The sequence below is a fragment of the Oculatella sp. LEGE 06141 genome (assembly GCF_015207605.1).
Classification (GTDB): domain Bacteria; phylum Cyanobacteriota; class Cyanobacteriia; order Elainellales; family Elainellaceae; genus Oculatella.
The window spans coordinates 146,832-164,810 of the sequence record NZ_JADEWO010000003.1; the positions used below are offsets into that span (position 1 = coordinate 146,832).

Genomic DNA, 17,979 nt, shown 5'->3' on the forward strand with positions numbered 1-17,979 from the left:
AGGCTGTTCCTGCTAAACGAAGCGTTGAGGCGGCTGCGTGGGCTTCGCCATAACAAAGCCCGCTGAGCGTTTGACGCTAGCTGCAACCGCACCTTGATTCCTAATTCAAGAAGACTTCGCCCAATTCGCTGATGTTAAGCGTGGTGCGATCGGCGGCAAAATCAGTCGTTTCATCCAGATTAACGATCAGCGTTCCTGGGTTGGGTGCATTGGCTCGTAATGTAACGACCAACAAACCCTGATCTTGCCGTCGGAAGGTTAAGGTGGTGGGGGCTGGTAAGTCTCGCAAGGTAACGGTTGTCCGTCCGGCCAGGGTGCGAACTTCTGTGTCTCCCACTACCTGATAGCTAACCGCCGCTCCCGTTTCGTTGACCATCTGAATCGTGACGCGATTGCCCGCCAGGTTGACGACCCCATCGGGACGGGGTTCGGGTTGAGGCAGCAACTCTGTGGGGGCAGGCGTAGTCGCAGGGGTGGGAGCCGTAGTAGGGAGTGGAGCCGTTTCGCGCGGGGTGCGATTGTAGGGCGGTTCCTGGAAAATACTGGGTTGAGACGTTTGTTTAACCAGTGGAGTGGCGATCGCCGCTAAAGGAGTGCTACCCAGACCCAGGAAAATAAAACTACCACCCAAGAGAACGGCGAGGGTTCGATTGGATTTAGCAAGCAAATATTGAATAGCCATAATTGAACCTGTGTGAAGTTGAAATGGTAACGAACAAATGACAACGTGCCCAGACGCACTGCTTACAGTTGAGCCACTTAACCCTGGTACTGTTTCTCTATTTCATCAAGAAATTGCATAATTCAGGGAAATACGCAAGAAGACTGTGTATAAAGCGTCTCACTTAGATAGCGTTCGGTTGTTCAACCAGTGCCCAAATACAGGAGTGTGTTCGTCCTAAGCGATTGGTTTAAACGTATTACAGCCATTTTCATTTGCATTCACCACACCTCAAACTCTACACCCCACACCCATCTTGGCGAGACTGTGGCTGACTCGATTGAGAACTGCTGTAAATGGGCCGCGTTCGACTTCAAACTTTCCCAACCTGGGGACTTTCGAACTGATGCCGTTTCAACGTTCCCGAAAGAGGGCTTTGCGCCTGTGGTAATCCGGAAGGGGGGCGGTTCGAGCGACAATCACCACGTTTGAAACATCTAAGCGTTCATTCGTTCCCAGTGTTGAGTTAATTTAGATTGAATACTGGTTCGCCTAAGAGATTTAGTCTATCGGGCTGCTCTTTTGATGGCTTGTCCTGAGCAGTAACGCCAAGCACTGACCCAATTTTTTCCTAACCTATAGGGACATGCTGTGAAATACTTTTTTTTATCAGATGGATGGGTCGTTGGTAGAGTCTGGGAATTTGGTGGACTCTGGGACGAATTTGCCTGGAGACGCAAACCACAGATTTCTCAAACGAGTCTTTGCATTATGGAGCAGGGTGAGAAACTGTGGCTTTATCAGGTTGAAGATGCCGTTTTGATGGTAGAAGTGCAGCCAACTCCTGCCGTTGAGGCCAATCCGGCGACTCGTAGTATTGGGCAGGTGGTACTTAAACGGCTGATTACAGCAGAGCAGGCGATCGAACTGCTCTGTAACGCTGAACTGTTCCTCAGTTCCCAGCATCCGCAACTGCAAGACCCAACAAACATGAATCAGCAGGTTTAATGTTTACCAAACAGAAAGCCTTTTCTCGTTAAACTCGATCGCCAGTGGTAATGGGCAGTGTATAATTGCCTATAACTGAAGGGGAGTAGCTGCTGGCGTTGTGTCAGCCCGTCTGAATCAACATACTGGTGATGAACCTGGTTCAGATGACAAATTGAATTCATCAGCAATTTGCAAGCGAGACCTTCACTGAGTCCACGGATGGGTGGGCTTGGTGAGGTATTGTATTCCTCCTCAAGTTCACTCAGGTTGTTCGACCGTCTGAGGAATTTGGAGGAGTTCAAGAGAGTGCTAACGGCTTTTACTGCTGGGTTACTGCTAATTACGGTTTCAGAGTTAGGCGATAAAACCTTCTTTATTGCGGTCATTTTGGCTATGCGCCACTCTCGCCGCCTGGTGTTTTTGGGAGTGGTGGCTGCTCTGGCAACGATGACGGTGTTGTCGGTGTTGTTGGGGCAGGCTGTGTCCGTGTTGCCTCAAATCTATGTGCAATATGCTGAGGTGCTGTTGTTTGCCGTATTTGGCTTCAAGTTGCTGTATGACGCTAGCCAGATGCCTGCTGCCGGATGCAACTCTGAAGAACAGCAGGAAGCCGAGGCGGTGGTCACTCAAGCGGAAGCGAAATTGCCCAAACGCCACACGGGAATGGCGATCGTCACAGAAGCATTTGTGCTGACGTTTCTGGGAGAATGGGGCGATCGCACTCAACTGGCTACCATTGTTTTAGCAGCATCCAACAATCCGTTTGGGGTGGCAGCAGGCGCAACCTTAGGACACGCCATCTGCGCGGCGATCGCTGTGGCTTGCGGCAAATTTATCTGTGGACGAATCTCGGAACGCACCATCACCAGCTTAGGGGGCGTGCTATTTTTGATTTTCGCTGGGGTTGCAGCGATCGATCTACTGCCCTGAGAAGTATTGCAAAACAACAGGCACCTTCGGGTGCCTGTTGTTTTGAGAATTCGAAGAGAACTCTTAGGCTGCGGTTAACCCATACGCCGACATCCGCATGATGTCGCGGGTGGTAAACCCAATGTTGCTCAGCGCTTCGCCATAGCTGATCATAAAGTCTTCGACTAAAGCTTCCTTCTCCATTTGTAAGACATGGGCATCTGCTTCAACCTGGTTCAGCATTCGCCACACCAGCGGTAAGTTCTGCCGATTAGCCTCTTCTAGTTCTGCCTTGGATGCCTCAAAGTTAGCCTTCAGCCACTCTTCACCGAAGTTGAGGTGGAGATACTCGTCTTTCACTACACCTTCGGTGATCTTGCGGGCAAAGTCATCTGCTACGGGAATGTAGATATTGTAAGCAGAGATGGCAAAGCACTCAATGACGAGCGACTGAATTAATAGACAGGTGACAATCCGACCTTCTGCCGCAGCTTCTTGGAAGTTAGTGTGCAATTGGGCGAAGAACTCACGGGCAAACTCCATGTCTGGAGTAACGTCAAGGTTACGCCCGCAAGCTTGAAATCCCTTCTTGTGGCGGTTTTCCATCTTCGCTAAACTCAAAAGCTGGTCGTGATGATCGGGCATCATCTCCGCCAGACGCTTGTAGTTTTCGTGCGCCTCTTGCTCGCCTTCAATCACGATCGCGTTGATCCGGCTGTAGGCATCTTTGTAGGCTTCACTTTGAAAGTCAATTTCAGGGCTAAGCTCAAGTTGCTGCATAATTCCGTCGTCTCCTCGGTGACATGTCGTCGATGCACATCGACTGCAAAATGTTTAGATTCAGGCTGGTTTGATTTGAGGTCGTGCATTTGATCCTTACCATCCTCCACCCTACTGTTTTCAAGCTGGGATTTACAAGGATTCATCGGCAAGAATATGAATATTACATCTTTGGACAGAGATCGAGTGTGGAATAGTTATCAATACTGCCTACGGTGCAAAATCTAAACCCATTTGGGTTGAACTCATTACCGCCAACGCTTTAGATGCCAATGTCTACTTCCAATCCGAGCGATTTCTCTGCCGAACAACCCCCTGGTGCCGCGCCCCAACGTAGCCAGCCTGCCCTGAGCCAATGGCTCAGTTGGCTTAACCCTCTCTTGCTTCTAGTGGGGGCGATCGTCGTTCTGTTGCCGCTTGGGGTGGTGGTTTATGCGTCTCTAACTCCAACTGGAACGGTACCGGGGGTTGGGGTTTCCCAGGAAGCGCTAACCTGGTCAAACTATCAGGATGCCTGGAATCGGGGCAACTTTTTGCTGGCGTTTGCTAACTCAACGTTGGTGGCTCTGTCTGTGACGGCGTTTCAGGTGGTTACCTCGGCTCTGGCTGGATATGCCCTGGCTCGGTTTCGGTTTTGGGGACGGCAGACGATTTTGCTCATTGTATTAGCCACACTGGTTATTCCATTTCAGCTTTTAGTCGTCCCTGTTTTTTTGGTGCTGAAGTGGGGGCACTTGATCAATACCTATGGCGCGTTGATTTTGCCGACAGCAGCGAATGGATTTGGAATTTTTTTGTTGCGGCAATATTTTCAAACGATTCCGGTAGAGTTGGAAGAAGCTGCCGCGATCGATGGAGCAACTCGGTGGCAGATCCTGTGGCGGGTGATGCTGCCTCTGGCTCGTCCGGCGTTAGTTACTCTGTTCCTGTTCACATTTATTGGCGAGTGGAACGATCTGTTTAAGCCGCTGGTGTTTACTACTCGTCCAGAACTGCGAACGGTGCAACTTGCTCTGGCAGAATTTCAGGAGCAGTTTACCAACAACTGGTCATTGTTGATGGCGGCTGTAGTCATTGCAACGGTGCCCGTTGTGATGCTGTTTTTGTTAGGACAACGGCAATTTATTCGTGGTATTGCAGCGACCGGAATTAAGAATTAGGGGCAGACCTGATGACTCAGATGGTTTTGAGCGAACTGAATCTCTATCCTATAAAGTCGGCGGCAGGAATTTCGTTATCTAGCGGTGTGGTTGGGGCACGGGGTTTCGCGGGCGATCGCCGCTGGATGCTGGTCGATCAGACGCATACGTTTATGACCCAGCGTCGGGTTTCTCAAATGGCGCTGATCACCGTTCAGCTCGATGCAGACCGTTTAGTGGTTGCCGCTCCTGGAATGGAGCCGTTAGCGGTGGCTGTTCCAGATGCGTCTGGCGATCGTATTCAAGTGAAAGTGTGGAGGGATATCTGCAACGCCATCCCGGCTGATGAGTCTATCAATCAATGGTTTAGCCAGTTTTTGAAGCAGCCATGCCAGTTGGTGTACATGCCAGAGGACTCGATTCGGTTGGTCGATCCGACCTTTGCGATCGACCCGTCTCAGGATCAGGTTGGGTTTGCGGATGCATCTCCGTTCCTATTAATTTCAGAAGCGTCTTTGCAGGATTTGAACCGCCGCCTGGACACCCCCCTGCCCATGAATCGGTTTCGCCCCAATCTGGTGGTGGCTGGATGCGAACCCTATGCTGAGGATAGCTGGCGGCAAATCCGAATTGGCTCCCTGCTCTTTCATGTGGTCAAGCCGTGTTCACGCTGCATCATTACAACGATCGACCAACAGACCGCCATCAAAGGCAAGGAACCGTTACTGACCCTGTCCCGCTACCGTATGAGGAACGGAGAAATTTTCTTTGGTCAAAACCTGTTGCCCGGTGGTGCTGGAACGCTGAACCTTGGCGACCCGGTTGAGGTGCTGGAATGATAATGTGGTGATGCGATCGCCACGACCAGAGACACAAAATCACCCATCTCACGATTCCTCTTCAAGCGGTAATTCAGCATCATTTAAGATTTTGAGCCGAATCGTGCGTGAGAACCCTCCCCCGGCTGGGTCACCCAGGTGCATTTCTAATGTCTCTCCGGAGAGCGAATTGAGGCACGAGAGCATGGTTCGCAAATGGGGAGTGCTAGCACCGCTGTCTAAATACACTCGTTCTGCCAGGTTAGTTAGCCGTTTCCAGGTGGTGTAGAGCTTGGCAATGGTTTGCTCTAGCTGGGCGGCCTGGTTCACCAAATCTGCCGTGGAACTCAAACAGCCAATTCGCAGCGCTTCTTCTAAGGCAGATTCTATATCTAACGATTCGTTGTTTAGCGCTTGAACCTGAATCGCACTGTTGAGATATTTTGCTAAATAGCGAGCTTCCGCCGTGACCTGCTTCAGGGTGTCCACATCGGGGTTTTCGGCAATCTCTGCTCTGAGCGGCGTTTGATGGATTTCTGGCAGCTTCGCCATCTCGCGCGCGCAGGGCGCAAGGTAGCGGGTCGGGATCGTACTGTTGGCGGCTTTTTCTTTGATCTCGATGGGCAGCAAGTCGGAACTCATCGCGGTCCACTCGTCCGACATTTGCCGCACTTCGCGCCGGGTGATGCGATCGCCCCGTCGAGCCGCATCGCTAACCATCTGCTGCACTTCTGGAGCCGATTGTGCTGTTTCAACAAAGGCTCGTTTACTGAAGTGGTTGACATCCTCCGGTTCAAGCATGCCGTCTTGCAACAGGGTATCGGCACTGTTGGCTAGTTCAATCAGCGAGTAGGCTTGGCTTTTGCTGATTTCTCGATCCTTCAACCAGTTAAGAAATCCTGTGCCGCGCCCGTCTCCTCCTCGTTTCTCGCGATCGCGCACAGCTCGCAAAATCCGTCCTCGCCAAATGTCGGTTTGCAAGTCGAAGCGATCGCACACTTGCCATGCGGTTTCGACCTGATGGTCAAACTCCTGGTCAGAAATTTGTTCATCCTCTGGGTCGGGAAGCTGAAAGGTCAACTCTGCACCGTTTTCAAATGGGGAAGCCAGGTCAGCCGTGAAGTCGAGTGCTTGAACCATAGGAAGTAGGTTTTGGACAACAGCAAGCCATTATTGCACAACATCTAGCGTGGTGCGATCGGCTGATCCGCTAGCCAGGTGGCCGAACCTCTCCTCGATTCCTCTGGACGCATTGTGTAAATTCCCCTACAGCGTTGGGAACTCTAGGCACAAGTATCATTTTTTACCAGTGTTTTGATATGCAACGGAATTTAGTCATCCTGGCGTTAGGGGCGATCGTGCTCGTAGGGCTACCCAGTTGTTCAACCACTCCCAGCGTCCTTCCGCCTCCCACTGCAACACCCGGGGCAAGCAACCCCCAAGCCGCAATCAGATCGGGCAGTTCTAGCAGTACGGTAGATTTCCTGCGAACCCTGAAAACGGCATATGAATCCACTTCCGGCACTGAACAAATTACCCTTTTGGAACCAGGGCAATCCGAAAACATAGTTGCAGGGGTCAAACAAGAACTGGTCGATGTAGGTGTCATTTCTAGACGCTTAAAGCCAGAGGAAAACGATGCCAGCTTAGCCTTCCACGAGGTTGCTCAAGATGCCCTTTTAGTGGCTACTCACTCCAGCGTAACCGGGGTAAAGAATCTCACAACTGAAAACCTCAAAGCTATTTACAGCGGCAGTGTAACCAACTGGAAGCAATTGGGGGGGCCTGATGCTCCAATTGTTGTACTCGATCGTCCAGAAGACGAAACTGCCAAGCGCCTGCTGCGTAAACACTACCTGGGTCAGGATTTGCAGAATGCCCCAAACGCCATCGTGCTTCGTAAAGAGGGGGAACTTATCCAGGCCATGCAAAGTATTCCCTACAGCATTGGTGCCTTTTCCCTGGCGTATGCGATTACCCATAACCTGCCTGTGAATCGTCTCAGCCTCAATGATGTTGCACCCACTCCAGCCAATCTGAAAACAGGCCAGTACTTGATGGCACGCGAAATCGGAATTGTCTGGAGTAAAAACGCTGCGGAGACGACTCAAGCATTTGTTGATTACATCTTTAGCAAACCCGGAATCGAAGCGATAGAGCAGGCTGGTTTTATTGCTGCACCCCAAACAGCAGAACTTCAAGAAAAATGAAATGACCATTCCTTCCCAATACAAACGGCTTCCGGTTTCGGTCAAACTGCTGTCGCCACTGTTGATCCTATTCCTCAGTCTATGGACATCCGGAACCGTAGGAGTTGGTTACTTTACGAGAAATAACTTAGAACGAACGGCGCACAAAGAGGCCGGAGATCTTGCCATTTTGCTACAACAAGACTTGCAGCAGAAGCAAGAAGTACTCAGCTTGAAAGCCCGCTGGATCAGCGAGGATCGTAGTGTTGTCGAGGCAGTCTTGGCGGACGATCGCGCCTTGTTTCTCCGTACCCTATTGCCAATTCAAGCCGCTTTGGGGCTGGATTTGATCAGGCTGGTTGACACCAATGGACGCTCGTTGGTGTCGTTGCAGCAAGGAGCGCTGGAGCGAGCCACATTTGAAGATGCGACCATCAACTTTACTGCTCAAACTGGCCTAGAGCTATCGGGCATTCTTCTAGCAGAAAATGCGGCTCCTTCCTCCCTATCCAGCTTTATTACGGTCAAATCGTCAACCGAAGTTCTGGCTACCTTAGTCGTGGGAGTTGCCGTTGATGATAGGCTACTCCAGCAAGTTCGAGGCGACACATCTATGCACTTGGTTGCCTTTCAGGGCGACTGGGTAACGGCTTCTACCCTGGCGCTAGATCGCACTCAGCCTTGGCACCTTCCCCAGTCGGATGTAGTCCCTACGCGGATAGCGATTGCAGGGGAAACTTACCTGCTTAAAACAGTTGAGCTACCAGGCTTTGATCGAACCACTCTCAAAATTGCTGTCCTTAAGTCCCTTAAGGATACGGAGCAGGCAGCCCATCAGTTATGGCTAGTTGTGAGTGGTTTTGGGCTGCTAGGAGGAATTCTCATTGTGGGGGTAACGGTCTTAGGGTTTCGTATCACTCAAGCGCTAAGCCGTCGCATTCAAGGGTTAACTCAGGCAACCCAACAGTTAGCTCAGGGTGACTTATCCATTCGCATTCGGGTCGATAACCAGGATGAAGTAGGGGTACTAGCGCAGGGATTCAATATGATGGCAGAGCAGCTTACTGCTCGCGATCTACAACTGAATCACCAAATGCAGCAACTAAAAAGCACCCTGGAAGATTTGCATCGTACCCAAAGGCAAATGGTGCAGAGCGAAAAGATGTCCGCATTAGGGCAAATGGTGGCCGGGGTCGCGCACGAAATCAACAACCCAGTTAATTTTATTCATGGCAACCTGAATTATGTCGAGCAATATACGCAAGACTTACTGCGACTGCTGAACTCCTATCAGCACTATTACCCCCAGCCTCCTCAAGCGCTTCAAGCTAGCCTGGATGACGTGGATCTTCCCTTTTTGACTGAGGATCTTATAAAGATTCTTCAATCCATGAAAGTGGGTTCTGACCGCATTCGTGACATTGTCGTTTCGTTGCGTAACTTTTCTCGCCTGGATGAAGCAGAATTCAAGCCTGCCGATCTGCATGAAGGGATTGATAACACCTTGATGATCTTGCAACACCGCTTTAAGGCAAAACCAGGCTTTCCGGCAGTCCAAATAGTGAAGGATTACGGTTCATTGCCATTAGTGGAGTGCTACCCCGGACACCTCAACCAGGTCTTCATGAACTTATTGACGAATGCCCTTGATGCATTAGAAGGCTCTGAGCGACAGCAAACGGAAGATCATCAACCAACACATCTCAACACCATTTGGATTTCGACTCAAATGACGGCTGACAATAAAGTCCAGATTACGATCGCAGATAACGGTCTGGGAATACCCGAAGCAGTGCGATCGCGGATTTTTGATCCCTTCTTTACAACCAAGCCAGTTGGTAAAGGGACGGGGCTAGGCTTATCGATCAGCTATGAGATTGTCACCGAGAAGCATAACGGCATGTTGGGGTGCGACTCCACACCAGGAGAGGGGACGAAATTTGTTATCACCATTCCCGTTCGCTAAGCCAAAGCTAGTTTGAGAATTGTTACACGCCTGCGATCGCGTTCCATAAGGCTCGGATCACCAGCACTGCGAAGGCGGCAAATCCCAGGACGATGGTGGCTAACGCTAAAATGAGCAACGCCAGAAATAAGGGATTGGCGCGATGCGTTGATGTGATATCAAGATGGCGTTCGAGCAGTGCAATGTTTCTAACGTTGGCCTTCCAGCCAACATCAAACAGGTCTCCTACAACGGGAACTGTGCCAAATACCGAGTCGAGAAGCACGTTACTTACCATCTGCCCAATGACCTGGCGCGGTAAGCCCATACGCGCCGATTCAACAATAATGTAGGCCGATAGCACTCCGGCGATCGTATCTCCTCCGCCCGGAATCAACCCCAGAACCGGGTCAAGCCCGAAACGCACTCCTGTGCCTGGAATGGCGATCGCCTTATCCAACACGTGGCTGAGCCGACGCAAACGAGCGACCCTGGCTGTGTGGGGATGAACGACTAACGGATCATGTGAGGGTTTTTGCATAACGATTGGCGTGCGATCGCCCTGGGGCTATAGAAATGGCGTTCTCTCACAGCTTATGACAAGACTGCAAAAATCTACAGTGAAGTTCTATGGAATGGCGAGGAATGGCGATCGGCACCCTAAAACGTTGCGCTTCCCAACGCCGTGCTACTTAGCCACCGACACGCTCGACAAATCCATCGGATCGAGTTCACCCAGTTCAGGCTCTGCCGTCTGCAAATGCTTTTCGAGCAATGCCAAATTACGAATATTTGCTTTGTAATAGGCATCAAATAAATCGCCAATCAGCGGTACTGAGCCAAGAATAGACTCGATGGCAATGTTGAAAACCATCCATTGAATCGTTTTCGCGGGCAACCGAAAACGGGTTGCCATTACCAGCAAATAGGTTGAAAACCCCGCCGAGATCATATCTCCCAGACCGGGCACCAATCCAATAATGGGGTTGAGTCCGAACCGAAAGCCGATAACTGGAATGCGGATAGAGGTATCGAGCAAGCGGCTTAGCTTACGAATACGGTTGAGTGTGGCAAGACGTTCGACGTTGTTCATGTCTTCAATCGTGCCAGGTTTGCCAGCGACACTCTTGTATCGTTGGAAGGAAACTCAATCTCAGTCCTTCTGCCCTGAGAGCGATCGCGCTATATCAAGGGGTGTAAGCGTGGAAGGGGTGGCGCAGCAACAGTCCCCACAGCGAGTTATAGGGATGAACCTGCTGCACGGGTTGATCATTGCGATAAGCCGCTCTCCCCTCGTTGACCCAGCGAAAGATTGATCCCTCCAGGTTGGTAACGTTAGTAAAACCGTTGGCCTGGAGTTGAGAGGCGATCGCCGCCGATCGCATTCCCACGGAACAGTAGGTGACAATGGGTGTGTCGAGGGGCAAATCTGCCAGTGCAGAAAAGTCTTGGGTGTTTGGCTCAAGGCGTTGCGCTTGAGGAAGATGGCTGACGGCATACTCGTCAGCGGTACGCACATCGAGCAATAGGGGTAAGGGGCGTTCGGTTTGGTTCAGCCAATCCGCCAAATCGTGGGTAGAAGTGGAACGAACCTCCGGAAAGCGTCGCTTGATCGTTTGCTGCACGATGTCCCACCCGATCTGCATGAGTGTGTTCATTCACCTAGCGAATATCATCGTAAAACTGCTTTAAATAAGTGGCAGACACGCCAATACCCCACAAAAAGCCAATGTAAATGTAGATAGCGGTTGCCTTCCAGGTGCCCCACTTGGCAACGCGGCGATCGGACGACTGCACGATCCGGTTTACCTGGCGAATTTTGCCATAGCGTACCAGCCTTAGACACAGATCGGCCTCTTCCATAATCGGTAGCGCTTCGTTGAAACAACCACACTCCAAAAACACATCACGCTGACAAAACATGACCTGATCGCCAAACAGCAACCTTAGCCCTTTGAAGAACAAAACGGGGTGAAACAGTAACGGTGCATAGTAGGTTTTAAGGAAGTTGTGAAATGACACGCCCCATCGGGTAACGGTTGCCCCAGCCATCAGGGAAATGAAGCCGCCGCAGACGACCTTCGGTGTGGCCAGGGTGTTGTGGATAATAGCAACCAAATCGTCAGGCACCAGGGTATCGGCGTGCAAAAAGCAGAGTGCGTCTCCGGTTGCTGCCCTGGCTCCGCGATTCATTTGAATCGCTCGCCCCTGTGCTTCACTTTGAATTAAAACCGTTTGAGTGGTTGGGGAAAATTCTTGAAACAGCCGATGAGCGATCGCCACGGTTTCGTCCTGGCTGTTTCCGTCGGCAATAATAATTTCCGCCGCAGACGGATTGAGCAACATCAGATGGCGCAACGTCCGTTCCAGGCAACTGGCTTCATTTAAAGTAGGAATAACAATAGAAACGCCAGTCATTGAGTCAGGCCATATCAAAATGAACGGTTGAAATGAATCGATTACTCTACGAACATTCAACGTTTTGTCGAGGCTATCTTATCATTCCATTCCAGTATGGACAGGCTGATAGCCAGGCGATCTATTCATACAGACTGCTCTCTGAGATAGGGCACAAAGGTCACTTTCATACGGCTACAAATCCGGCCAAACTCTATTCAGATTCGATCGATGGCATCTTGCAAATTGCCAGAGACGACCTGACTCAATTCTCTGATAGTGATAGTTATGACGATTATTTCAAACGTCGGTACACTTACCGCGATAACTTGATCATTGTCATTGAGGCGGCGGGCACCTTTTTCTATGATCACTATCCGCCCACCGAGTTAACTAATATTGCTGCTCCTAAACTGTTTGAAAGCGAAGCTGAATGCCTGAACTGGATTCGGCAAGGAATCGATCGCATCTCATCCAGCGTGTGAAGGGGGCTAAGCAACCAGAACGTCAATCTAGAAGTCTTAGCTCCCTGGCTTGCCCATTTCTAATGCCTCCATCTGGCCCGATAATTGCGTGCATCGATGTGGCTCAGGTTGGGAAACGTGTTGTAGCGCCCCAATCCGCCAGGCCACCAGGGGTCAAGAGCCTGATAGAGCTGGTTTCCGGTTAAGCCATCGACGTAAAAGTCGATCGCATCTCCAACAATGTGGCGGCTCTGGGATGCTCCACCCACGCGACGGTTAATGTCTGGTGGACGATACCAACTGGTAATGCGGAACGGACGACCGATGCGATCGCGTGCCTGCTGCGCCATCCGTGCAATTCGCACGACTGCGTCAACGGTTGCCTGGTTGGGAGGCATACGGGTGCCGCCGTGGGTGGCTTCTGCCCATGTAAAGCTGCCGTTGGGAACAATAGACGCAAATAGCTGAATGTTTCGGGGAGTCCATTTGGCTGGACGAGCAGGCAAAGGAGCAGGTTCAGGCTTGGGTACTGCTTCAGGCGAATCGCGACGGGCGCGATCCATCTTCCGCAGATCGTCCAGTAGGGTTTGCAGGGTTTTGTCGCGTGCGTCTAACCCACGCCAGATCTGCACCAACCGGATCAGGGCTTCTCGCTGGTCATTCGATTCTTTGTAGTTAGCCGGAACGCGTTTAATAAACTCCAATAGCTGGCGATCGACCTGTGCTGCGGTATTAGCCAGGGCATTGGGATCGGGGTTGCTGGAGGCAAACACTTGAGGGTTTACGCCTAGCGCCGACAATGCACTAGAGCGAGAGTCCAGCCCGCGCCAAAGCCGAAAGGCTTCTGTCAGGGCTTGCCGCTGATCCCCCTTGCCCTGGTAAAACTGGGGAATGCGTTGAACAAACGCCACCAGAGCTGGATCGACGACATCAATTTTGGCTTCAGCCGAGGTGTTTTCCTTTAAAGACGTAATCGATTCTTCTCGAGAATCTAACTGCCGCCACAGTTGAACGACCCGCAGCAGGGCTTCCCGTTGGTGGGGGTAGCCAGAGTAATACGGCGACACCTGTTGAAAAAACTGGAGCAGCACCCGGTCTAATGCGGCATCATCGGGGCTGCTCACGGTGGGGTCGCTAACGGGTTTGTTGAGCAAAGAGGCGATCGCCATCTCCCGCGTATCTGACTTCCGCCAAAGCCGCGCCCCTTCCAGCAGGGCATCTCGCTGGTAGGGCAGACCGTTATAGTAGCGGGGCAGGCGTTCAACGAACCGCAGCAGAGCCGAGTCGAGAAACGACAAATTTTGCGGCAGACCGTCTGCTCTATAGTCAAGCGTTAAATCTTCAATGTAAGCTTGCAACAGCTTCTGGCTATTGGTTGGCTCCAATCGGGCAGCCGCCAGGTCATTTGCTGGAGGGGCATACCCTTCTGCCACACTTTGGACGAAGCGATCGCTATACCGTCCCAAATCGTTACTCCACAGGTCGCTGCCTTTCCATCCCTGGGCGGTGAGCTTATCGGTAATGCTGCGGATAGTATTGGCGGCATATTGCACCTGTTCGGAAAAGGTATTGACCTGGTCGGGCGGAATGCGGTTTGCCGCAGATATGCCCAACCCAGTTTCACCATCCGTTAAGTTAGGACTGCCGTGAGCGGCATACAGTGCTGCCAAAATGGACTTGTGAATGCCGGTGCGTGCGGATTCATTCAAGTAGTAATAGTTGCGCTGGTCTGGAGTCAGATCTGCCATAGCCAACCCTGAAATTTGCCTAAATTTTGTACATCAATTTATGCCTTTTTTGCCCCTCTCTCAGAATTTTTCTGCAAAATTCTTTAAGAATGTGCGGTTCATTGCCACCGATATGGACGGTACCCTCACCGATCGAGACAAGTTTACGCCAGCACTGCTGCAAACGCTTGCAGATTTAGCCGCTGTTGATATCCAAGTGTTTATTATCACAGGTCGATCGGCAGGTTGGGTAAGTGGATTGGTGAGCTATCTACCAGTCGTTGGGGCGATCGCCGAAAATGGGGGGTTATTTTACCTGGCAAATGATGCGGAGCCTAAAACGATTGTGCCTATTCCCCACATAGCGAGCCACCGTCAGGCGTTGGCGCAGACGTTTTACAAGTTGCAAACCGATTTTCCCCAACTGCGAGAAACGGCGGACAATTGCTTTCGCTTGACCGACTGGACGTTTGATGTGCGGGGATTGACCTTGGCGGATTTACAAATCTTGCGCGATCGCTGTGAGGCAGACGGTTGGAGTTTTACCTACAGTACGGTGCAATGCCATATCAAACCGATCGGGCAAGATAAAGCGACAGCGTTGGATTGGGTTTTGCAGCATCATTTTCCGCAATACGAGCGCTCGCAGGTGTTGACGGTGGGGGATAGCCCCAATGATGAAAGTTTGTTTGATGGCGATCGCTTTCCGCTATCGGTTGGCGTTGCCAACATTCGGCACTATACGAATCAGCTCGTTTACCAACCCACCTACATGACACAACTTGAGGAAGCACGGGGATTTTGTGAGTTAGCGCGGTTTATTTTGCAATCGCATGTGAGAGTTTGAGCAGCGGTTTGAGCGCAATCTGACTGCAAATGGTGCGACGTTAACGCTTATTCATCGAGCTGAAACAGGATCGGTGTGCCGTTTTGCCCTCCCATAATGACCACTTTTGTGTTGTCGGATGCCGCTAGTTTTTCGGTCGCTTCGATCGCTCTCAATTGCAGCGATTCGCTGGTTATGCCTTGAGCCAGAATTCGTTGAGCATCCGCTGCTCCTTGAGCTTCGATGCGCTTGCGTTCTGCTTCCTGCCGTTCCTTTTCCAGGGTAAATGCCATCTGCTGGCTTTCCTGTTCTGCCTGAAGCTTGCTTTGCACCGATGCTTGTAGAGATTCTGGAATTTGCACTTCACGCAGCAGCGTTTCTTCAACGGTAAAGCCTAAGGGCTGAAGTTGTTGATTGAGGCGATCGCGCAGGGTTTGTGCCACTTCTTGTCGTCGGGTTGAATAAACAGCAACGGCAGGGTAACTGGCTGTTACTTCTCGAACGATCGAGCGAAACCGAGACGAGACAATTTCGTCCTCATCGGTACCAATATTGGTATAGATTTCGGCAGCTTTTTGTGGGTTTAGCTTATATTGCAAACTGACATCTATATTGAACGCTAGCCCTTCTGCGGACGTCACTTCAATGGTTTCTTTAAGGTCTCTTAACCGGGTCGAAAATTGGATAATTTCCGAGAAGGGATTGGTTAAGTGTACTCCGGGTTGGAGAGGTCGCTCCGCCACCGTGCCAAACAGTTCAACGACACCAACGTGACCAGCCGTGATAATAGTTAAATTTCTAAACGCGGCTGAAAAAAGAGCCAGACCGCCAATTAACAGAGCGATCGCCCGAATAGTGAACTGGTTGCGCTTGCTCGGAATTTTGGCACTGGATAAGTAGACCAAAATAGCAATGAGAGCCGTTACTAATGACGTAATAAAGGACATAGATTAATCTCTCAGGTGAAGAAGTTCGTCCTGCTCTAGTCTTCACTGTTTACTGAGGGCATTAACGGCCAGGGATAACAGAAATATTACAGTTTTAGAGTGCGGGGACGATCGCTGTTACTTTCGACAGGTTAGAAACAGCGCTGGCGGCATTGAGCCGTTGGCCTAGCTGTTGTAATAGATGCAGGGCTTGTTGTTCCACCGATCGCTGCCTTGCGGTTTGCAGCAACCCATTGTTGAGCTGCCAATCTACCATGTAGCGCCCCAGCCTGACTGCTAACACTTCTCGATGGCCGCCTGCAATTTCACGGCAAAGCGAATTATCTCCTTGCTTTTGAATTAACTGTTGGGCAAACCAGGCAACATCACTCGTTTCAGGCAACTGCTGCTGATTTCCGGCGATCGCATCGTCACGACAGGACAGCAGAGCCGTGAGGTTAAATAGGTCGCTGTTATGCACCAGCTCCTGAGTGGCTTGTTTGGTTGGGCGCACGCCTAACTGGTGGCGATCGAACCAGCGGGCAAGACTGGGAGAGGGCAGGGCATCCTTTGTATCGGATATACAAGGGGTGATAAGCAACGACGGTTGATCAAAAATAACGTCCAGTGCTTCTAGCAGCATGATGTATTTGCAGCCCAGGCTGTGACCGATCCAAAAATGGGGCAGGCTGTCTGGATAATTTAATTCTTGTCTGATCACATCCCGTTCAACCAACAAACTTTGGGCGATCGCCTCATGGTTGAAACCAAAGCTAAAAGGAACAGCAATGACGGTATAACCTGCTTCAAATAAACTCGACAAAAAATGAGAATAACCAATCGTTGGGCTAGATCCGTACAATGCTCCTCCGAGGAATTCAACCACCCCAATTGGATGAGGATGCTTGGCGACCCAGCTATGAGAAATGGGCTTAAAAATTAGATTCATTTAATGACCTGAATTGAAGAAATACGACCTACAGATTTTGCAGGAAATAGAGCAGATTACACGATTAACCTGCCCTATTTCTCTATCTGGTTTTAGCGCTCTAGCTTAATCAAAGCGGTGCCATTTGCAGTTGGCAAGCTATAGGCTTGTTGGTCAAAATCCGGGTTTGGATCGGTTAAATCACTGGGTAAAAATGTGCCCCGAATCTGGGGGGAAATCAGCAGCTCAGCAGAGTCGCTGGGAGAAAGGGGAGAAATGAACAGTTCAACATAACCGCGCACTTCCAGATTTGCTTCATCCAAAATCCCTGGCTTAGACAGGTCGGGCTGTAATACAAATAGTCCGGTTTGTCCCTTAGCAAGAGTTAGAATCTGGCTTGGTTTTCCAGTAACAGAGTCGGGGGCTAATTCCCCAAACATGTTGGAACTGCCGGAATCGAAAATGGTGAAAGTGTTGTCAGTTGTGACTGTAGGTGTGCCTGTAAATTGAAGCGATAAAACCACATCCTCTGCCGAATCGAGGTTGGAAATACTCAAAAAGTAAGCCTGAACTACTCGGCGAGACACATTTGAAGGAAAGGGTTTTGGTGCAATAGGTTTAACGAGTAATTCAAAGGAGGAGATATACATGAAGCTCACCTTTTAAGTTGGTTATGTACCTACTTTAGTCAGCTTGTTTTTGAATAAGGGGTACCCATGGGGGTGATTTTGATTCCTGAAACGATAAATTGTTAATTGCTTGTAAATTATGGTCTAATACGGAATTTGAAGTGGTGAGATTGAAGGTTTTAACTAATAGGTTGATGCAACTATTCAGTAGTTGTTTGAAAACGCGAATATTGTGCGATCGCTGTCTGGTCTGAGTGCTAAATCGGCAGCCCAAGGCAATGGCTTGCTATAAACCGATTTATGCCTGATGCGGTGTAGAGTTCCGCGTTACCATGACAAGCATCTTGTTTGGTCTGCTGAAGCGCGATCGCCTTCGTTAAGCGGTGCTTTTGCTCTATGGCGCTTTTCTGGTTGTCTGAACTATCTGAACTAAGGGTCAACTGTCTGGATGAGAGCGATCGTTGCTGAAACGGGCACCCCCCGGTGCCGCATGTTTGCTGGAGGGCTGTTCGTTTGAAAACATTTGTGTAGAACCCGATCGCCAGCGACGCATTTTACTAAGGTGAATGCGGTTTTGCACTTTTTCTGTTAGAAATACTGTTCAACTACTAAACTCATCAGTATATTTGTACTTAGTCCTTTTAGCCGCTT

Annotated in this window: 21 protein-coding genes; 8 read left to right on the forward strand and 13 right to left on the reverse strand. The window is 50.4% G+C overall.

Features of this window, described 5'->3' with window-relative positions; all coding sequences use genetic code 11:
• Positions 1-100: 100 nt before the first annotated feature.
• Complete coding sequence (locus tag IQ268_RS03650) at positions 101-682, reverse strand: hypothetical protein (protein WP_193875652.1); 582 nt, start codon at positions 680-682, stop codon at positions 101-103.
• Positions 683-1,312: 630 nt separating this feature from the next.
• On the opposite strand from IQ268_RS03650, the gene IQ268_RS03655 reads away from it, so the two are divergent.
• Positions 1,313-1,669: a hypothetical protein gene (locus IQ268_RS03655; RefSeq protein WP_193875654.1), complete on the forward strand. Its 357-nt coding sequence runs from the start codon at positions 1,313-1,315 to the stop codon at positions 1,667-1,669.
• Positions 1,670-1,957: 288 nt separating this feature from the next.
• Positions 1,958-2,581, forward strand: a complete 624-nt coding sequence (locus tag IQ268_RS03660; protein ID WP_193875656.1) for a TMEM165/GDT1 family protein — start codon at positions 1,958-1,960, stop codon at positions 2,579-2,581.
• Between the two features lie 63 nt (positions 2,582-2,644).
• Here the strand turns inward: IQ268_RS03660 and IQ268_RS03665 are convergent, their stop codons facing one another.
• Positions 2,645-3,340 carry an aldehyde oxygenase (deformylating) gene (locus tag IQ268_RS03665; protein ID WP_193875658.1) on the reverse strand — a complete coding sequence of 232 codons (696 nt, stop codon included), beginning with the start codon at positions 3,338-3,340 and terminating at the stop codon, positions 2,645-2,647.
• Positions 3,341-3,612: 272 nt separating this feature from the next.
• On the opposite strand from IQ268_RS03665, the gene IQ268_RS03670 reads away from it, so the two are divergent.
• Positions 3,613-4,500 (forward strand): carbohydrate ABC transporter permease, encoded by an 888-nt coding sequence (locus tag IQ268_RS03670; protein ID WP_193875660.1) that lies wholly within the window; start codon positions 3,613-3,615, stop codon positions 4,498-4,500.
• Between the two features lie 11 nt (positions 4,501-4,511).
• The gene (locus IQ268_RS03675) at positions 4,512-5,318 is read left to right on the forward strand and encodes an MOSC domain-containing protein (protein WP_228035059.1); all 807 of its coding nucleotides are present in this window, start codon (positions 4,512-4,514) and stop codon (positions 5,316-5,318) included.
• 48 nt (positions 5,319-5,366) lie between these two features.
• Here the strand turns inward: IQ268_RS03675 and IQ268_RS03680 are convergent, their stop codons facing one another.
• On the reverse strand, positions 5,367-6,437 hold the full coding sequence (locus IQ268_RS03680) for a hypothetical protein (RefSeq protein WP_193875662.1): 1,071 nt from the start codon (positions 6,435-6,437) through the stop codon (positions 5,367-5,369).
• Between the two features lie 179 nt (positions 6,438-6,616).
• Between IQ268_RS03680 and IQ268_RS03685 the strand changes: the two genes are divergently transcribed.
• Together IQ268_RS03685 and IQ268_RS03690 are read left to right on the forward strand one after the other, a co-directional pair.
• Positions 6,617-7,507: a substrate-binding domain-containing protein gene (locus tag IQ268_RS03685; protein ID WP_193875664.1), complete on the forward strand. Its 891-nt coding sequence runs from the start codon at positions 6,617-6,619 to the stop codon at positions 7,505-7,507.
• Between the two features lies 1 nt (position 7,508).
• Positions 7,509-9,452, forward strand: coding sequence for an ATP-binding protein (locus tag IQ268_RS03690; protein WP_193875665.1), 1,944 nt, complete (start codon positions 7,509-7,511; stop codon positions 9,450-9,452).
• A gap of 22 nt (positions 9,453-9,474) precedes the next feature.
• Here the strand turns inward: IQ268_RS03690 and IQ268_RS03695 are convergent, their stop codons facing one another.
• The 4 genes from IQ268_RS03695 to IQ268_RS03710 all read right to left on the reverse strand — a co-directional run bounded on the left by IQ268_RS03695 (position 9,475) and on the right by IQ268_RS03710 (position 11,849).
• Complete coding sequence (locus tag IQ268_RS03695) at positions 9,475-9,972, reverse strand: DUF4112 domain-containing protein (protein ID WP_193875667.1); 498 nt, start codon at positions 9,970-9,972, stop codon at positions 9,475-9,477.
• A gap of 147 nt (positions 9,973-10,119) precedes the next feature.
• A complete protein-coding gene (locus IQ268_RS03700; protein WP_193875669.1) occupies positions 10,120-10,524 on the reverse strand; it encodes a DUF4112 domain-containing protein in 405 nt (134 codons plus the stop codon).
• A 94-nt stretch (positions 10,525-10,618) separates the two neighbouring features.
• Positions 10,619-11,077 carry a rhodanese-like domain-containing protein gene (locus IQ268_RS03705; RefSeq protein WP_228035060.1) on the reverse strand — a complete coding sequence of 153 codons (459 nt, stop codon included), beginning with the start codon at positions 11,075-11,077 and terminating at the stop codon, positions 10,619-10,621.
• Between the two features lie 16 nt (positions 11,078-11,093).
• Entirely contained in the window at positions 11,094-11,849 is a 756-nt protein-coding gene (locus IQ268_RS03710) for a TIGR04283 family arsenosugar biosynthesis glycosyltransferase (RefSeq protein ID WP_193875673.1), read from the reverse strand.
• Between the two features lie 32 nt (positions 11,850-11,881).
• Here IQ268_RS03710 and IQ268_RS03715 point away from each other — a divergent pair, with 32 nt between their 5' ends.
• Positions 11,882-12,313, forward strand: a complete 432-nt coding sequence (locus IQ268_RS03715; protein WP_193875675.1) for a hypothetical protein — start codon at positions 11,882-11,884, stop codon at positions 12,311-12,313.
• 59 nt (positions 12,314-12,372) lie between these two features.
• Here IQ268_RS03715 and IQ268_RS03720 read toward each other — a convergent pair whose 3' ends face one another.
• On the reverse strand, positions 12,373-14,040 hold the full coding sequence (locus IQ268_RS03720; protein ID WP_193875677.1) for a D-Ala-D-Ala carboxypeptidase family metallohydrolase: 1,668 nt from the start codon (positions 14,038-14,040) through the stop codon (positions 12,373-12,375).
• A gap of 40 nt (positions 14,041-14,080) precedes the next feature.
• Here IQ268_RS03720 and IQ268_RS03725 point away from each other — a divergent pair, with 40 nt between their 5' ends.
• Complete coding sequence (locus IQ268_RS03725; protein WP_193875679.1) at positions 14,081-14,866, forward strand: HAD family hydrolase; 786 nt, start codon at positions 14,081-14,083, stop codon at positions 14,864-14,866.
• A gap of 47 nt (positions 14,867-14,913) precedes the next feature.
• On the opposite strand, the gene IQ268_RS03730 is transcribed toward IQ268_RS03725, so the two are convergent.
• From IQ268_RS03730 to IQ268_RS03750, 5 genes are all read right to left on the reverse strand, one after another.
• Entirely contained in the window at positions 14,914-15,792 is an 879-nt protein-coding gene (locus IQ268_RS03730) for a prohibitin family protein (protein WP_193875681.1), read from the reverse strand.
• A gap of 94 nt (positions 15,793-15,886) precedes the next feature.
• Positions 15,887-16,720 (reverse strand): DUF1350 family protein, encoded by an 834-nt coding sequence (locus IQ268_RS03735; protein WP_193875683.1) that lies wholly within the window; start codon positions 16,718-16,720, stop codon positions 15,887-15,889.
• 92 nt (positions 16,721-16,812) lie between these two features.
• On the reverse strand, positions 16,813-17,349 hold the full coding sequence (locus tag IQ268_RS03740; RefSeq protein WP_193875684.1) for a hypothetical protein: 537 nt from the start codon (positions 17,347-17,349) through the stop codon (positions 16,813-16,815).
• A 236-nt stretch (positions 17,350-17,585) separates the two neighbouring features.
• Entirely contained in the window at positions 17,586-17,768 is a 183-nt protein-coding gene (locus IQ268_RS03745) for a hypothetical protein (RefSeq protein WP_193875686.1), read from the reverse strand.
• Positions 17,765-17,908 (reverse strand): hypothetical protein, encoded by a 144-nt coding sequence (locus tag IQ268_RS03750; RefSeq protein ID WP_193875687.1) that lies wholly within the window; start codon positions 17,906-17,908, stop codon positions 17,765-17,767. Before IQ268_RS03750 ends, IQ268_RS03745 begins: the two co-directional genes overlap by 4 nt.
• Positions 17,909-17,979 lie beyond the last annotated feature (71 nt).

What these genes read in the sequence shown, in the direction of transcription:
- IQ268_RS03705 (WP_228035060.1), bottom strand. Translation starts at nt 11,077, where the DNA reads ATGCAGATCGGGTGGGACATCGTGCAGCAAACGATCAAGCGACGCTTT.
- IQ268_RS03685 (WP_193875664.1), top strand. Translation starts at nt 6,617, where the DNA reads ATGCAACGGAATTTAGTCATCCTGGCGTTAGGGGCGATCGTGCTCGTA.
- IQ268_RS03710 (WP_193875673.1), bottom strand. Translation starts at nt 11,849, where the DNA reads ATGACTGGCGTTTCTATTGTTATTCCTACTTTAAATGAAGCCAGTTGC.
- IQ268_RS03695 (WP_193875667.1), bottom strand. Translation starts at nt 9,972, where the DNA reads ATGCAAAAACCCTCACATGATCCGTTAGTCGTTCATCCCCACACAGCC.
- IQ268_RS03680 (WP_193875662.1), bottom strand. Translation starts at nt 6,437, where the DNA reads ATGGTTCAAGCACTCGACTTCACGGCTGACCTGGCTTCCCCATTTGAA.
- IQ268_RS03665 (WP_193875658.1), bottom strand. Translation starts at nt 3,340, where the DNA reads ATGCAGCAACTTGAGCTTAGCCCTGAAATTGACTTTCAAAGTGAAGCC.
- IQ268_RS03675 (WP_228035059.1), top strand. Translation starts at nt 4,512, where the DNA reads ATGACTCAGATGGTTTTGAGCGAACTGAATCTCTATCCTATAAAGTCG.
- IQ268_RS03740 (WP_193875684.1), bottom strand. Translation starts at nt 17,349, where the DNA reads ATGTATATCTCCTCCTTTGAATTACTCGTTAAACCTATTGCACCAAAA.
- IQ268_RS03735 (WP_193875683.1), bottom strand. Translation starts at nt 16,720, where the DNA reads ATGAATCTAATTTTTAAGCCCATTTCTCATAGCTGGGTCGCCAAGCAT.
- IQ268_RS03720 (WP_193875677.1), bottom strand. Translation starts at nt 14,040, where the DNA reads ATGGCAGATCTGACTCCAGACCAGCGCAACTATTACTACTTGAATGAA.
- IQ268_RS03715 (WP_193875675.1), top strand. Translation starts at nt 11,882, where the DNA reads ATGAATCGATTACTCTACGAACATTCAACGTTTTGTCGAGGCTATCTT.
- IQ268_RS03690 (WP_193875665.1), top strand. Translation starts at nt 7,509, where the DNA reads ATGACCATTCCTTCCCAATACAAACGGCTTCCGGTTTCGGTCAAACTG.
- IQ268_RS03730 (WP_193875681.1), bottom strand. Translation starts at nt 15,792, where the DNA reads ATGTCCTTTATTACGTCATTAGTAACGGCTCTCATTGCTATTTTGGTC.
- IQ268_RS03670 (WP_193875660.1), top strand. Translation starts at nt 3,613, where the DNA reads ATGTCTACTTCCAATCCGAGCGATTTCTCTGCCGAACAACCCCCTGGT.
- IQ268_RS03725 (WP_193875679.1), top strand. Translation starts at nt 14,081, where the DNA reads ATGCCTTTTTTGCCCCTCTCTCAGAATTTTTCTGCAAAATTCTTTAAG.
- IQ268_RS03650 (WP_193875652.1), bottom strand. Translation starts at nt 682, where the DNA reads ATGGCTATTCAATATTTGCTTGCTAAATCCAATCGAACCCTCGCCGTT.
- IQ268_RS03700 (WP_193875669.1), bottom strand. Translation starts at nt 10,524, where the DNA reads ATGAACAACGTCGAACGTCTTGCCACACTCAACCGTATTCGTAAGCTA.